We start from the raw sequence: 15,594 nt of genomic DNA on the forward strand, positions 1-15,594 counted from the left end.
CTCAAAGCGATCGACGTATACATCAGGTGGTACAACACCGAACGCATCCAACAACGACTAAAGGGCCTGACCCCGATGCAATATCGGAATCAGACCCTTGAACCCCTCACCGCCTAGAATTAAACCAGTCCAACTTTCGGGGGCTAGTTCACCCGAAAAAACTTCCCGAAATCGAACACCCGTTCGATCAGTTAAGGAAAACACCAGCTAGACAGCAAAAGAGGACCCCACGGAAAGACCATGGAGCCCTCTAAAAACTAACCTACAGTACCTACTGCGGATCGCCGATGATGACCATCGCATTGCGCAGCACCCGGTCGCCCAGGCGGTAACCTCGGCGCAGGATGGCGGCCAACACCTTGTCGTCGCCGCTGCTCGTGTCCTGTACAGCCTCGTGGCAGGTCGGGTCGAACTCGTCGCCTTCCTCGCCGAACTTCTCCACCTTCATGGAAGCCATCACAGAGTGCAGCTTGTCCGACATAGACTTCAGCGGGCCGGTCAGGTCGCCGTGCTGCTCTGCCATCTCCAGGTCATCCAGGATCGGCAGTAGCCCGGCGGCCACCTCTGCCTTCGCGCCAGTGATCACGCTCTCGCGATCGCGCTCCACGCGGCGGCGGTAGTTGGTGTACTCCGCCGTCACGCGCTGCAGATCCTCGGTGCGTTCGGCCAGCTCAGCCTCGATGCTGTTGCTGTCGTCGTTATTGACGCCCTCAGCATCAACCACAGCAGCCTCAGTATCAGCCAGACCCTCGTCGACCCCTTGCGTCTCCGCAGCTTCAGCAGCGGCGGCAGTGTCGGCGGAAGCAGCGTCAGCCACAACATCCTCAGAGGCCACGCCTGGATCCTGATTCAGATCTTCAGACATTACTTCTTATCATCCTCTGCGGAAGTGTCCTCGTCGACAACCTCGGCGTCCACAACGTTCGGGTCATCGGTTGCTGCGGAGCCTGCAGCGTCTGCACCGGCACCCTCGGCACCGGCGGCCGCCTCTGCCTCGTAGATAGCCTTGCCCATCTCCTGAGACTCGGCGTTCAGCTTCTCCACCGCATCCTTGATGGCCTCAACGTCGTCACCCTTCAGGGCCTCGTCGACAGCCTTGGCTGCGTCCTCGACCTTGGCCTGGGTCTCTTCGCTGACCTTGTCCTTGTTGTCCTCGACGAACTTGCGGGTCTGGTAAGCCATGGACTCAGCGGAGTTGCGGACCTCCTGCTCCTCGCGGCGCTTCTTGTCCTCTTCCGCGTGAGTCTCGGCGTCCTTGACCATGCGGTCGATCTCCTCCTGGGACAGGCCGGAGCCGTCCTGGATCTTGATCGTGTTCTCCTTGCCGGTCGCCTTATCCTTTGCGGATACAGAGACGATGCCGTTGGCGTCAATATCGAAGGTGACCTCGATCTGCGGAACGCCACGCGGTGCCGGGGCGATGCCCGCCAGCTCGAAGGAGCCGAGCAGCTTGTTGTGCGCAGCCATCTCGCGCTCACCCTGGAAGACCTGGATCTGCACGCTGGGCTGGCTGTCCTCAGCGGTGGTGAAGGTCTCGGAACGCTTGGTCGGGATGGTGGTGTTGCGCTCAATCAGCTTGGTCATCACGCCGCCCTTGGTCTCGATGCCCAGGGACAGCGGGGTGACGTCCAGCAGCAGCACGTCCTTAACCTCGCCGCGCAGCACGCCGGCCTGCAGAGCAGCACCCACGGCCACAACCTCGTCCGGGTTCACACCCTTGTTGGGCTCCTTGCCGCCGGTCAGCTCGGTGACCAGCTCGGAGACGGCAACCATACGGGTGGAGCCACCGACCAGCACGACGTGGTCGATCTCGTCAACGCTGATCTCCGCGTCCTTCAGCACTGCCTGGAACGGGGCCTTGGTGCGGTCCAGCAGATCCTGGGTGATCTTCTGGAACTCGGTGCGAGTCAGGGTCTCATCCAGGAACAGCGGGTTCTTGTCCTCGTCCACTGTGATGTACGGCAGGTTGATGGAGGCCTGCTGGGAGCTGGACAGCTCGATCTTGGCCTTCTCCGCTGCCTCGCGCAGGCGCTGCAGGGCCATCTTGTCCTTGGTCAGATCCACGCCGTGGCTTGCCTTGAACTTGTCGGCCAGCCAATCGACGATGCGCTGATCCCAGTCGTCGCCACCCAGCTCGTTGTCGCCAGCGGTTGCGCGAACCTCGACCACGCCGTCGCCGATCTCCAGCAGGGAGACGTCGAAGGTACCGCCACCCAGGTCGAATACCAGGATGGTCTGCTCCTTGTCGCCCTTTTCCAGGCCGTAGGCCAGGGCGGCTGCGGTCGGCTCGTTGACGATGCGCAGGACGTTGAGGCCGGCGATCTGGCCGGCATCCTTGGTGGCCTGGCGCTGTGCGTCGTTGAAGTAGGCGGGAACGGTGATGACTGCGTCGGTCACGTCCTCACCCAGGTAGCTTTCCGCGTCGCGCTTCAGCTTCTGCAGGGTGCGGGCGGAGATCTCCGGAGCGGTGTACTCCTTGTCGTCGATGGAGACCTTCCAGTCCGTACCCATGTGGCGCTTGACGGAGCGGATGGTGCGATCCACGTTGGCGACCGCCTGGTTCTTAGCAGACTGGCCAACCAGGACCTCGCCGTTCTTGGCGAAAGCCACGATGGACGGGGTAGTACGGGATCCCTCGGAGTTGGCGATGACCTTTGCCTCGCCACCTTCCAGAACAGACACCACAGAGTTGGTGGTACCCAAGTCAATTCCTACTGCGCGTCCCATATCAGTTCCTCCTATTGCTTCTGGGGCGAATGAAATCTATCGAGCCTTAGTCGAGCGGACTCAACTTCGCCCGCCTCTGCCAACTAGTATCCGCGTTTTTCGCGTCCAGTCAAGCTGAATTGAGTTTGTTGCGCTCAACTTGCTCACATCCCTTACAACTCACATCCACCCAAAGTTGTTCCCACCTGACTCAACTTTTTTAGAAAAAGCTAGACTTGTGCCCATGTCTTTCCTTAAACGCCTGGTCGGCCGTTCTTCGGGAACGGGTATGGACGCCACATCCTCAACCCCACCCACCCCAGCCGAACCACCACACTCCCTGCGCCAACACTTCGCTGTAAGCGAACGACTGGAGGGGAAGTTCACCGTCTACTCTGTCGCCCCCATGGAGTTTGGTGGCGCGAGCGCCGCGGGTGATTACGACCCGAACACCGTCGCCATCACGGAACTCTCCCCCGCCCAGGCGGCCACGAAGGCCGTGTTATACGTACTGCCCGGAGGGTTCGTAAACCCGATCAAGCAGCGCAACTGGGACTTTATTGCTCAGCTGGCGGATGCTGGCGTGCGCGTGGATATCCCCCTCTACGGACTGCTGCCTGAGCACAACCACGCGGAAGCCATCCCCCTCATCCGCCGCTGCTATGAGCGCCTGGTGACAGAACACGGCGCCGAAAACATAACCATTATCGGCGACTCTGCAGGCGGCGGACTAGCACTCTCGGCGCTGGCTAACGGGAAAACTACCCAGTCACCAGCGCACCTCATCCTCAACGCCCCGTGGCTGGACATGGACCTCGCCAACCCGCGCATCCCCGACTTCGAGCTGAAGGACCCCATCCTCAACCCGGTGCAACTGCGCCGCCAGGGTGCACTGTGGGCGGGCGATATCCCCACGGAGGATCCGCGGGTGAGCCCCCTACACCTCACCGCAGACCAGATCCAGGCAGCATTCGGAGACTCCGAGGTAACGGTTTATTGCGGCGACCGCGATATTTCCCTGCCGGACGCGGAAGAGTGGGCGTCCAGAATAAAGAAACGGGGAATCACCGCGAACCTCAACGTCGCACGGGGCGAGCAGCACATGTACCACCTAGGCAAAACCCGCGCGGGCAGGGCGGCGCGCAAGCAGATAATTGAGATCGCGGCCACATAGAACCCCAAGATGAATTAGACAACACATTTGTTGCTAATTTCCCCTGGTCAGCGGGCTGGCGAAAATTGAATAAAGCCACCCCAAGGCTGATATTGTGCCCTAGTAAGTAATTTGTTCATATCTATTCTGCCTCGGATAGGATCATCCGAGCATGAATGTTTAGGTATGAACATTCTGAAAGAGTCACCGCGGCTCGCACAGGACTTTCGAGGAGCACAATAATGGACCTGCTTGCAGCAGGGCAGGCGACCTCCAATGACATTCCGTGGAACATCACCGTTCCGCTGGGCATCATTGGCGCACTGCTTTCACTGCCCGCCTGGATTTTCTTCATCCGTGGCGCGGCGCAGATCTTTACCACGATCCGACTGGGCCAACCGGCGCTGAAGAGGACGGACAACCCCGCCGGCCGACTGATGAACCTGATCAAGGAGATCATCGGCCACACCAAGATGGCCAAGAAGCCCGGCGTGGCAATCGCCCACTGGCTGGTCATGGTCGGCTTCCTGCTGGGAGCCATGGTGTGGTTCGAGGCCTACATTCAGATCTTCGACCCCGAGGGCGGCTGGCCCATCATCGGTGGCTGGGGCCTGTACCACTTCGTGGACGAGCTGCTAGGCCTGGGCACCGTCATCGGTATCATCACGCTGATCATCATTCGCCAGAAGATCGGCGACAAGGATAAGAAGGCCCGTTTCTACGGCTCTAACTCCGGTGCGGCGTACTTCGTCGAGGCCGTTGTGCTGATCGAGGGCCTGGGCATGATCTTCGTGAAGGCCTCCAAGATTGCCACCTTCGCCAGCTACGAGGGCGGCCACGCGGCCACCGACTTCTTCACCATGCAGCTGGCCAAGATCCTGCCGGAATCCCCGCTGCTGGTTTCCATCTTCGCACTGATCAAGCTGCTGTCCGGCATGATCTGGCTGTTCATCGTGGGTCAGAACGTCAAGTGGGGCGTGGCATGGCACCGCTTCATGGCGTTCTTCAACATCTTCCTGAAGCGCAACGCTGACGGCCGCAACGCCCTGGGCGCAGCGAAGCCGCTGACCTCCGGTGGCCGCATGCTGACCATGGAAAATGCAGATCCGGAGGAAGACGCGATCGGCGTTGGCAAGATCGACGACTTCACCTGGAAGGGCTGGATGGACTTCACCTCGTGTACCGAGTGTGGCCGCTGCCAGGAGCAGTGCCCGGCTTGGAACACCGCGAAGCCGCTGAGCCCGAAGCTGCTGATCACCAGCCTGCGCGACCACGCCATCGAGTCCGCGCCGTACCTGAAGGCCGCGCGCAAGGACGCTGCCCACGCAGGTGGCATGTTCTCCGGCGAAGGTGCCGCCGACACTGCCGTTCTGGACGATCCTTCTGTTGACGCCCACGCGGACATGCCTTTGCTGCAGCTTGTCGCTGCGGGCGAGATGGGTGTTATCGACCCCGACGTGCTGTGGTCCTGCACCAACTGTGGTGCCTGTGTTGAACAGTGCCCGGTAGACATCGAGCACATCGACCACATCGTCGATATGCGCCGCTACCAGGTGCTTGTTGAGTCTGACTTCCCGACCGAGCTGGGTGGCCTGTTCAAGAACCTGGAGACCAAGGGCAACCCGTGGGGCCAGAACAACAACAAGCGCTCCGACTGGATCCAGAAGGCCAAGGAAGACGGCATCGAGGTGCCGGTCTTCGGCGAGGACATCGAGAACTTCGACGACACCGAGTACCTGTTCTGGGTCGGCTGTGCGGGCGTGTATGACGACAACGCTGTGAAGACCACGCGTGCCGTCGCTGACCTGCTGTACACCGCCGGCGTGAAGTTCGCCGTGCTGAGCGAGGGCGAGGGTTGTACTGGTGATTCCGCCCGCCGTGCCGGTAACGAGTTCCTCTTCCAGATGCTGGCAGAGCAGAACATCGAAATGCTGGACAACGCCTTCGAGGGCGTGCCGCCGAAGCAGCGCAAGATTGTTGTGACCTGTGCACACTGCTTCAACACCCTGCGCAACGAGTACCCGGACCTGGGCGGTAACTACCAGGTTGTCCACCACACCCAGCTGCTGAACAAGCTGATCCGTGAGGGGCGCCTGGAGCCGGTATCTGCACCGCAGAACGGCCGTCAGGTCACCTACCACGATCCGTGCTTCCTGGGTCGCCACAACAAGGTCTTCGAGGCTCCGCGTGAGCTGATCGGTGCCTCCGGCGCCAACCTGGTGGAGATGGATCGCAACCGCGATACCGGCTTCTGCTGTGGTGCTGGCGGTGCCCGCATGTGGATGGAAGAGCACCTGGGCGAGCGCATCAACCTGAACCGTACGGACGAGGCTCTGGCCACCGGCTCGGACGCCATCGCCATCGGCTGCCCGTTCTGTAAGACGATGATGACCGACGGTGTGAACAACCGTCAGTCTGAGATCGAGAACAAGGAAGACCGCACCCAGGTCCTGGATATCGCCCAGATGTTCCGCGAGTCCGTCCTGGTCGACGGCGAGCTGCCTGCACCGAAGTCTCCGGAGTTCCTGGTAGCACCGGAGCGCGGCTGGGTTGACGAGGAGAAGCTGGCTCGCGAGGAAGCCGAGCGCAAGGCCGAGGAAGAAGCCAAGAAGAAGGCTGCCGAGGAAAAGAAGCGCAAGGCTGAAGAGGCCAAGAAGAAGGAAGCCGCGGCCGCTGCTGGTGGCGCTGCCGCTGGTGCCGCTGCTGCGCCAGGTGCCCCGAGTGCTCCGAGTGCTCCTGCTGCTCCGGCAGCCCCGGCAGCACCGTCCGCACCTTCCGCTCCTGCAGCACCTGCTGCCCCGGGCGCTCCTGCTGCACCGGCAGCGCCTTCCGCTCCTGGTGCACCGGCGGCTCCTGCAGCACCTTCCGCTGGCGCACCTGCTGCCCCTGGCGCTCCTGCTGCCCCTGGCGCACCGGCAGCTCCTTCCGCTCCAAAGGCTGGCGCTCCGGGTGCTCCGGGTGCTCCGGCAGCTCCGGGTGCACCTGCTGCCCCTGCTGCTCCGGCCGCTCCAAAGGCTGGCGCACCGGCAGCTCCGGGTGCTCCGGGCGCTCCGGCAGCTCCGGGTGCACCTGCTGCCCCTGCTGCTCCGGCCGCTCCAAAGGCTGGCGCACCGGCTGCCCCGGGTGCTCCTGGCGCTCCAAAGGCTGGCGCACCTGCTGCCCCGGGTGCTCCTGGCGCTCCAGGCGCTCCTGCTGCTCCGAAGGCGGAGCCAGCCAAGTCCGCTGAGGCCGAGGCTCCCAAGGCCGAGCAGGAAGCTCCGGCAGCTCAGCAGGCGCAGCCTGCAGCCCAGCCCGCTCAGGATGGTGGTCCGATCAAGCTGACCGCCACTGCCCCGGGCGCTCCGGGCACACCAGGTGCCCCAGCTGCAGCTCCCGCAGCACCGGCTGCAGCTGCTGGCGCAGGTGCCGTTGCTGCAGGCGCTGGTGCCGCTGCTGCCGCATCCAGCGACAACGACGCCGACCAGGCGGAGGCTCAGGAGTCTGCTCCGGCAGAGGCCGAGGCTCCTAAGGCTGAGCAGGCTGCTCCTGCCGCTCCCGCTGCCCCTGCGGCTCCGTCCGCTCCAGCAGCGGAGACAGCACAGCCCGCGGCACAACCCGCACAGGATGGTGGTCCGATCAAGCTGTCGGCAATGACGCCAGGCGCTCCGGGAGCACCCGCTCCTGCCGCCCCTGCAGCCGCTGCTGCAGCTCCGGCTGCTGCCGCCGCAGCACCGCAAGCTGAGGCACCGCAGGAGGCACCCGCTGCAGAGGCTCCCGCCGAGGAGCCGCAGGCCGAAGCGGAGGCTGAAGCACCGGCAGCTGAGGCTGAGGCACCGCAGGAGGCACCGGCAGCTGAGGCTCCCGCCGAAGATGCTCAGCCAACCCAGACAGCTCAGCCAGCACAGCCTGCCAACGATGGCGGACCGATCAAGCTGAACACGATCGTTCCGGGCGCTCCGGGTGCTCCCGGCGCACCAGGCGCACAGTAAGCGCGACTAAGTCGCACGCTCCATAGCGGCGGCGGGTCCAGCACCATGCTGGATTCGCCGCCGCTATGCCGTTTCTACCCCATGCACGATGTCCCAAATCTTCCATTTTGGGAATGAATGGCCGACTTGACGGGATCGTCAAAACGCTCTGACCTGCACGAAAAGAATGGTTCTAAAAGTAGAGTGGAAGATTTGGGACACCCCGGCCGCAAGCCTCCTCGCACCCACCGCACGAATCTCCGGTTGGGAATGTACCCCGGGCACCCCGTAGCCTAGAATTAGTTCTCATAGACACTCCCCTAGACAGGAGCGCACACGGGCATGCAAGAATGCATGAACGCTTGGTGCTGCTCGACGCCTCACGCCCACAGATAGAGGTAGGTTTCCCATGACTGACGCTGACCCGACTGACAAGAACAACCCCCTCAACGCGGGGAAGTCTGTAAGCGACGCCGAGGAAACCCCTTCCGAAACCCCAGCCAACCCCACCGCCCCGGATGACCTCGAAGAGGACAAGCCAAAATCCGGCCTGCGGAAGTTCTTTGGGATCATGCCGTTCTGGGCCTGGGTGCTGACCCTTGGCCTGATCGCCACCATCATTGCGGGAGTCACCGCGTACACCACGATGCGTTCCACGGAAACCGGATCTCCCGGAAGCGCTAGCAGCACTGAGCAGCTGAAGCCCTCGTACCCCAAGCCCACCACCACCGGCAAGTACGATGACGACGATACAAAGCCGACCCCCGATGCAGGCCCCGGCTACGGCGGCTACCAGAACTACTACGCTCCGCAGGTGCCTCAGACGACTGAGCAAACTGAAACGCAAACCTCCGAGGAAAACAAGCCGTCCGAAGGCTCCAAGCCCGCCAAGCCTTCCAAGTCCCCCAAGCCATCGCCCGGCCGGAACCCCGGCGGTCCGAGCGTAGGCGGCCAACGCCCGGGTGGCAACGTCGGCGGTAACGCGGGCGGCACCTCCGGCAACGGAAACACCGGCACGGGCAACGGCAACAGCACCGGCACTGGCGCAGGCACAGACTCGGACGCTGACGCCAGCGAATACGACGAGTAACCCGATAGCCACACGCGCAGGCCACGCGAGTGCGAGGGGGCGTCACCAAAAAACTATAAAAACAGCAGCCACAATGGCACAATGGGGAGAATGAGTACCCCCAAACGCCCCAGCGAACTGCGCACGTTGGACCAATCTACGAAGCTGCAAAACGTCCTCTACGAAATCCGCGGCCCGGTGAACACCGAGGCCGAGCGGATGGAGGCAGACGGGCACCGCATCCTGAAGCTCAACACCGGCAACCCCGCGGTGTTCGGCTTCGAAGCGCCGGATGTGATCATGCGGGACATGATCGCCGCGCTGCCGACGGCGCAGGGCTACTCCACGTCGAAGGGCATCATCAGCGCCCGCCGCGCAATTGTGTCCCGCTACGAGGTCATCCCGGGCTTTCCCCAGTTCGACGTCGAAGATGTGTACCTGGGCAACGGTGTATCCGAGCTGATCACCATGACCATGCAGGCACTACTCAACGATGGCGATGAGGTGCTGATTCCCTCCCCGGATTACCCGCTGTGGACCGCCTCCACGTCACTATCCGGCGGCCGCCCCGTTCACTACCTGTGCGACGAGGAAAACGACTGGATGCCCTCCATCGAGGACATCAAGGCGAAGGTCACGGAGCGCACGAAGGCCATCGTGGTCATTAACCCGAATAACCCGACGGGCGCGGTGTACTCCCGCGAGATCCTGCAGCAGATCGTGGACGTTGCACGCGAGCACTCCCTGCTGATCCTGGCCGACGAGATTTACGACAAGATCCTGTACGACGATGCGAAGCACATCAATATCGCCTCGCTGTGCCCGGACCTGCTGTGCATCACCTACAACGGCCTGTCGAAGGCGTACCGGGTGGCGGGTTACCGTTCCGGCTGGATGGTGGTTACTGGCCCGAAGGGGCATGCAAAGGGATTCATCGAGGGCATTAACGTGCTGGCTGGCACGCGCCTGTGCCCGAATGTGCCGGCGCAGCATGCGATCCAGGTGGCTATTTCCGGCCGCCAGTCCATCGACGATCTGGTGCTGCCGGGTGGCCGCCTGCTGGAGCAGCGCAACGCCGCCTACGAGGCGCTGAACGAGATCCCGGGCGTGAGCTGCGTGAAGCCTATGGGTGCGCTGTATGCCTTCCCGCGCCTGGACCCGAATGTGCACGAGATCCACGACGACGAGAAGTTCATGTTCGACCTTCTGCGCTCTGAGAAGATCCACCTGGTGCAGGGCACGGGCTTTAACTGGCCGACCCCGGACCACTTCCGCGTGGTTACGCTGCCGTGGGCCCGTGACCTGCGCGCCGCGATCGAGCGCTTGGGGAACTTCCTGGCTAGCTACCGGCAGTAGCTGTTGCTGTTTTTCTTAGCGACGCCACCTCGCGCCCCAGCTAGTTCTGGAAGTTCAGGTAGGCCTTGGAGGGGGTCGGGCCGCGCTGCCCCTGGTACTTAGAGCCCAGTGCGCCACTGCCGTAAGGGGCTTCCGCCGGGCTGGTCATAGTGAATAGTGCCAGCTGGCCGATCTTCATGCCCGGGTAGAGAGCGATAGGCAGGTTGGCGGTGTTGGAAAGCTCCAGTGTGATGTGCCCATTAAAGCCTGGGTCGATGAACCCGGCCGTGGAGTGCGTCAGTAGTCCCAGACGGCCCAGGGAGGACTTGCCTTCCAGGCGCCCGGCCAGGCGGGCGGGGATGCCGAAGCATTCCAGGGTGGCGCCCAGGACGAACTCGCCAGGGTGCAGGATGAAGGCTTCGTCGTCGGGGACTTCCACCAGGGTGGTGAGTTCCTCTTGCGGCTGCTTCGGGTCGATGTGCGTGTACTTGGAGTTATTGAACACGCGGAACAGGCCGTCGAGGCGCACGTCGATGCTGGATGGCTGGACCATCTGATCGTCGTGGGGGTCGATCTTCAGCTCGCCGGATTCGATGGCGGCGCGGATGTCTCGGTCTGAAAGTAACACGCTCTATAGCCTAGCGGGTGTGAGGCTACGTGCGGCCAGCTGACCGCGCACTAGCCCCGCCCCAGCGCCAGGAAGTTCCAGCCCGCGGCTTCCCACGCCTCACGCGGCAGGCAGTTGCGACCGTCCAGCACTGTGGGGTTGTCCCCGGCCACGAGCTTGCGGGCGGCTACCGGGTCGAGCTCCTGGAATTGCTTCCACTCGGTTGCCACGATCACGATCTCCGCGCCGTCAAGGGCTTCCTCTACATTCGGAGCATAGGTCAGCGTGGGGAAGATCTTCGCCGCGTTTTCCATGCCCTGCGGGTCATACACGGTGACGTTTGCGCCGCTCAGCGATAGCGAACCAGCCACAGACAGGGCCGGGGAATCGCGCACGTCGTCGCTGTTGGGTTTGAATGCCGCGCCAAGGACCGTCACGTTCCGGCCGATCAGGGAGCCACCCAGCGTCTCCCGCGCCAGCTCTACTGTCTTTTCGCGGCGGCGCATGTTGATGGCGTCCACCTCACGAAGGAACGTGAGCGCCTGGTCGGCGCCGAGCTCACCTGCGCGCGCCATGAACGCGCGGATGTCCTTCGGCAGGCAACCGCCACCGAAGCCCAGCCCGGCGCCGAGGAACTTTCGCCCGATGCGGTCATCCATGCCGATCGCGTCAGCGAGTGCGGTGACATCCGCGCCGACGATCTCGCACAGCTCAGAGACCGCATTGATGAAGGAGATCTTGGTGGCCAGGAAGGCGTTGGCGGAGACCTTGACCAGCTCCGCGGTCGGCAGGTCCATCACCAGGAACGGCGTGCCTTCGTCCAGCGCGGGGGCGTAGATCTCGCGCGCGATGTCCTCTACGCGCTGCTGCTCGGCGCGGTCATCGCTGTTGGAGCTATCGCCGCCGAGGCCGAGGACAATGCGGTCGGGGTGCAGGGTGTCTTTCACCGCGTGGCCTTCGCGCAGGAACTCGGGGTTCCACGCGATGGTGATTCGGGCGCTGTTTGTGGACGCCGCCGTGATCTCATCCGCCTTCTGCTGCAGCTCGTGCGCAGTACCGACCGGGACGGTGGACTTGCCGAAGATGGTGTGATTGCCGCTGACCAGTGGGGCGAGCGTTTCGATGACGGCATTTACATAGGTAGTATCCGCGGCATAGGAGCCCTTGCGCTGCGGAGTGCCCACGCCGATGAAGTGCACGTCGGCGAATTCCGCCGCTTCGGCGTAGTCGGTAGTGAAGCGCAGGCGACCGGCTTCGATGTTGCGGGTGAGGATCTCCGGCAGGCCGGGTTCGAAGAAAGGGACGCGCCCTTCCGAGAGAGCTTGGATTTTGTCCGGGTCGACATCGACTCCGAGTACGTCGTGCCCCATATCGGCCATGCAAGCGGCGTGGGTTGCGCCGAGGTATCCCGTTCCAAACACTGTCATACGCATAGCAGGCAAATCTACAATCGCTAGGTAAACGGGAAGTGACTTCCAAGTGATCTTGTTTGCAGCGTTTGGTTAACGGTCGTTGAGACTCATGCCTACTACCTAAGTGCAAAATATGTAAAAACTGATTTTTGGCGAAGCCTACAGTCGCACCAACACCGCCAAATACCCCTTTATGGGTGGCTGGCGAAACAGTCAAGACGACACGCCGAAACGCTATAGATATATGCATATACCCGGGCACATGTGGATGACCTGACAACAATTTCAGAACCAAATCTCCTGCATGACTCAAATCACATGGAAAGTTGACCTCCGACTTCCCACTAAATCAAAATTCCTGCTAGAGTGTCTCTTCGTTAGGACTTGCCAGCGTTTCTACAGCTTCGCAGCCGGAATCTCTTATAAAAGAGTTAGTGGCGAGCAAGGAGCCAAGAGAAACTTGAGTGAAGTCCTTGACTTCAATCCACTCACATTCAGAAAGGCATTTCAGATGCGTAAGTTCCGCAACGCAGCTCTGGCTGTTGCTACCGCTACCACCGTTGCCATCTCCGGCGTTTCCGTCGCTTCTGCTGCGGACGGCCAGACCCCGCCGGCAAAGGAGCAGACCAACGAGGGCTCCTCCAAGAAGGACCAGAAGCCGGGCGTCTCCGGCTCCTCTGAGCTGAAGGACAAGATCGTGCAGGGCCTGCAGCTGGACCAGAAGGCTGACGGAACCCAGATCTTCGGCACGCAGAACTGGAAGAACAACGAGGATATCAAGAAGGCTACCCCGATGTGGGCTAAGATTGCTGACAGCCTGTTCATCACCACCGCCGCAATCAGCGTCTTCGGCCTGGTTGTTGCTCCGATCTACAACTTCCTGCGCTACGGCATCAACCGCTAAGCAGAAGCCAACACACGTCCACTTAGATAGGAAAAGGGAATTTCTATGAACATCCGTAAGGCCGCTCTGGCTCTGGCCACCGCTTCCTCCGTCGCACTGGCTGGCACCGCTGTTGCAGGTGCTGAGACCCCTGACGCCAACACTCCTAAGGGCGTCAGCCTCAGCTCCCAGATCGGCGACAAGCTAGAGAAGGAGCAAAAGCACACCGGTAGTGAGTTCTTCAAGCCTTCCAAGGACAAGCCGCTCCACGCTTGGAGTGCGCTCCTCTGGGCCGGCCTGGCTGCTGGTATCGCTGGCACCGTTGCTAGCGCCATCATCGGCGTTGGCAACTACCTGAAGCACCAGGGCATCATCAAGTAAGACCCGTTAGAGCTCTAAGCTCCGGGCTTTGATAGCCGATCAAGGGGCGGGAACGAATATTCGTTCCCGCCCCTTTTCGCATGCGCACAACACCTGCCTGTGCGCGCGTTCCTCGCACCCACAGGCAGGCCTCCGTGCTCCTTGTCGGAAGCACACAGTAGGCCGGTGCCAGTTATTGAGCGCTAGGCTGCCCATCTGCAAACGCCCTACAGAGCGAACAAAAGCGGGGAGCGTGCCATCATGCACGCTCCCCGCTGAAGCCCCTCCCTGACAGATCCCCTGCCCTCCGGCTCCTCCATGGCGGCTCCACCGGCCCACGACCTCAGGCCTGGAGCCAGTCGCCTAAGCCATTACTTGCAGCTCACAATCGGCTGCGGGTCGTAGACCGTGCGCTGGGTCTCGCGGGACAGCTCCTTGCCCTTGAGGTCGCGGATCACGCGAGTATCGGTGGTAGTGAAGCCCGGCGCGCCGGAAGACGGCGAGCAGTCCTCGCCGCTCAGCTCCACCTTCTGAGGCGAAGTCGGGTTCGTACGCTCACCCGGGATGGATTCCACATCCACCTGCTTCACACCGTGCAGACGCACGGTGACGGAATCCCCACTCACGTCCGTCGTGATGCGCACAGGCGTATCGAACGGATTCTTGAACTGCAGGTCGATTGCGCCCTCGTACACGGTCGCCTCGCGGCCGGCCGGGTAGCGGGAGATGTAATAGGAGTGCGGGGTGTGCGCCACGTCCTCCATGCCCGCGAAGTATGCCGCGTTGTACAGCGTGGTCGCGAACTGCGAAATACCGCCGCCCACAGCCTTGCCTGCGTGACCGTCGATAATGATGCCGGACTCCACAAAGCCCTGCTCCGTACCGCGGGGACCGGTGTGGCCGTTCAGGGAGAACGTCTCCCCCGGCAGCACAATCGCACCGTTCACCATCTGCGCCACACGGCGGATGTTCACACCGGAGGAACCGCTAAATCCACCCGTGGTGAAGGCACCTACTTCATCGTCGAAGTGAGCCTTCTTAGCCTGCTCAGTGGTGTACTTGGCCTTCTTGTCCTCGTAGACCACCTTGTGTTCGCGCTTCTTCTTATCCAGCGCCTTGGCCTGGAAGTCGCCAAAGGTGTCCTTCCACTTGATGACCACGCCATCCTTCGACGGCACCACCTTGATGTCATCGCCGTTGAACTCGAAGCTCGCGTCTCGGTACTCCACCTCGGTGCTGGAAAGCTGCTCACCCAGCACCTCCTTGGCCTTGTCCGTGTTCCACTGCGGCATGAACTCCCCGCCATCCACCTTGAAGGTCAGGATGGAGTGCCAGTCCTGCGGGGTGATCACACCATCGACCTTGTCGCGGCCGTGGAACACCAGGTTCTTCGCCGTTGCCGGGGCCACGTACTGCTTAGCTGCACGTTCCGCGGCGTCCCTATCCGCATCCGCCGGCGTGATGGTGGCTTCCACGTTCACGCGCCCGTCGGTGTTCAGCCAGTTTTCCCGCACCTCGGAAGCCAGCAGCTCGCGGTCGACGGTCTGCCCCGGCTTGTCTTCCTTGATATCCGCCTTGCCTTCGTTGTTCACGGTCAGCGCTGCGTTCTGCGGATCGCGGGTCAGCTCGCGCTCCACGCGGTTCAGGGACCGGTTCAGGCTTTCATCCGTGATCCGCGAGATAATGCCTACCTCGCGGGTCTCGAAGAAGGAGCGGATGCGCGTAATCGGGTTCAGCGGCTGCTGGCCCGCCTGATCCACCGTCGCACCCCAATCCACCTGCATGCCGGACTGCGTGGGCTCGATGGTGGAGCTCATGTTGCCCGCATTCACCGTCACCGGTTGGCGGGTGCGCTCGCCCAGATCGTTGCGCAAGCGCTGCTCAGCCTGGGACTTATCCACACCACTGATGTCCACGCCACCGACGGTCACACCACGGGGAACTGTGCCTTCACTCATGGCCAAGTCCACGCCGTAAAGCACACCCCCCAGGCCGATCAAACCAACAAAGAACCACACCCACCACGGAATGCCTCGACGCTTGCGTGGCTTAACGGGCCGGCTCTGCTTAGTCTGATCCTGAGAATTCACGCAGGTAAGTCTATCGTGAACACCCCCTATCA

At 62.2% G+C, this 15,594-nt stretch carries 12 protein-coding genes; 7 read left to right on the plus strand and 5 right to left on the minus strand.

Going from position 1 to position 15,594, the window contains the following annotated elements:
* Positions 1 to 117 (plus strand): IS3 family transposase (locus tag L8U58_RS09530; RefSeq protein ID WP_269955230.1); only part of this gene is annotated, 117 nt, incomplete at its 5' end.
* A gap of 154 nt (positions 118 to 271) precedes the next feature.
* On the opposite strand, the gene grpE is transcribed toward L8U58_RS09530, so the two are convergent.
* Both grpE and dnaK read right to left on the minus strand, forming a co-directional pair.
* The gene (gene grpE, locus L8U58_RS09535) at positions 272 to 865 is read right to left on the minus strand and encodes a nucleotide exchange factor GrpE (RefSeq protein ID WP_034992586.1); all 594 of its coding nucleotides are present in this window, start codon (positions 863 to 865) and stop codon (positions 272 to 274) included.
* The gene (gene dnaK, locus L8U58_RS09540) at positions 865 to 2,727 is read right to left on the minus strand and encodes a molecular chaperone DnaK (RefSeq protein ID WP_034969393.1); all 1,863 of its coding nucleotides are present in this window, start codon (positions 2,725 to 2,727) and stop codon (positions 865 to 867) included. Before dnaK ends, grpE begins: the two co-directional genes overlap by 1 nt.
* A gap of 223 nt (positions 2,728 to 2,950) precedes the next feature.
* Between dnaK and L8U58_RS09545 the strand changes: the two genes are divergently transcribed.
* From L8U58_RS09545 to L8U58_RS09560, 4 genes are all read left to right on the plus strand, one after another.
* Positions 2,951 to 3,880 (plus strand): alpha/beta hydrolase fold domain-containing protein, encoded by a 930-nt coding sequence (locus L8U58_RS09545; protein ID WP_269955217.1) that lies wholly within the window; start codon positions 2,951 to 2,953, stop codon positions 3,878 to 3,880.
* Positions 3,881 to 4,101: 221 nt separating this feature from the next.
* The gene (locus L8U58_RS09550) at positions 4,102 to 7,827 is read left to right on the plus strand and encodes a (Fe-S)-binding protein (protein WP_269955218.1); all 3,726 of its coding nucleotides are present in this window, start codon (positions 4,102 to 4,104) and stop codon (positions 7,825 to 7,827) included.
* Positions 7,828 to 8,215: 388 nt separating this feature from the next.
* Positions 8,216 to 8,896 carry a hypothetical protein gene (locus L8U58_RS09555; protein ID WP_269955219.1) on the plus strand — a complete coding sequence of 227 codons (681 nt, stop codon included), beginning with the start codon at positions 8,216 to 8,218 and terminating at the stop codon, positions 8,894 to 8,896.
* A 90-nt stretch (positions 8,897 to 8,986) separates the two neighbouring features.
* A complete protein-coding gene (locus L8U58_RS09560) occupies positions 8,987 to 10,231 on the plus strand; it encodes a pyridoxal phosphate-dependent aminotransferase (RefSeq protein ID WP_192816036.1) in 1,245 nt (414 codons plus the stop codon).
* Between the two features lie 40 nt (positions 10,232 to 10,271).
* Here L8U58_RS09560 and dcd read toward each other — a convergent pair whose 3' ends face one another.
* Both dcd and L8U58_RS09570 read right to left on the minus strand, forming a co-directional pair.
* Complete coding sequence (gene dcd / locus L8U58_RS09565; protein WP_269955220.1) at positions 10,272 to 10,838, minus strand: dCTP deaminase; 567 nt, start codon at positions 10,836 to 10,838, stop codon at positions 10,272 to 10,274.
* A gap of 50 nt (positions 10,839 to 10,888) precedes the next feature.
* Positions 10,889 to 12,250 carry a UDP-glucose dehydrogenase family protein gene (locus tag L8U58_RS09570; protein WP_269955221.1) on the minus strand — a complete coding sequence of 454 codons (1,362 nt, stop codon included), beginning with the start codon at positions 12,248 to 12,250 and terminating at the stop codon, positions 10,889 to 10,891.
* A 490-nt stretch (positions 12,251 to 12,740) separates the two neighbouring features.
* Here L8U58_RS09570 and L8U58_RS09575 point away from each other — a divergent pair, with 490 nt between their 5' ends.
* Positions 12,741 to 13,133 carry a hypothetical protein gene (locus L8U58_RS09575; RefSeq protein ID WP_034974768.1) on the plus strand — a complete coding sequence of 131 codons (393 nt, stop codon included), beginning with the start codon at positions 12,741 to 12,743 and terminating at the stop codon, positions 13,131 to 13,133.
* 45 nt (positions 13,134 to 13,178) lie between these two features.
* Positions 13,179 to 13,493, plus strand: a complete 315-nt coding sequence (locus L8U58_RS09580) for a hypothetical protein (RefSeq protein WP_034974766.1) — start codon at positions 13,179 to 13,181, stop codon at positions 13,491 to 13,493.
* Positions 13,494 to 13,843: 350 nt separating this feature from the next.
* On the opposite strand, the gene L8U58_RS09585 is transcribed toward L8U58_RS09580, so the two are convergent.
* On the minus strand, positions 13,844 to 15,562 hold the full coding sequence (locus L8U58_RS09585; protein WP_269955222.1) for a VanW family protein: 1,719 nt from the start codon (positions 15,560 to 15,562) through the stop codon (positions 13,844 to 13,846).
* Between the last annotated feature and the right edge of the window lie 32 nt (positions 15,563 to 15,594).

The sequence above is a fragment of the Corynebacterium macclintockiae genome (genome assembly GCF_027570165.1).
Classification (GTDB): Bacteria; Actinomycetota; Actinomycetes; order Mycobacteriales; family Mycobacteriaceae; genus Corynebacterium; species Corynebacterium macclintockiae.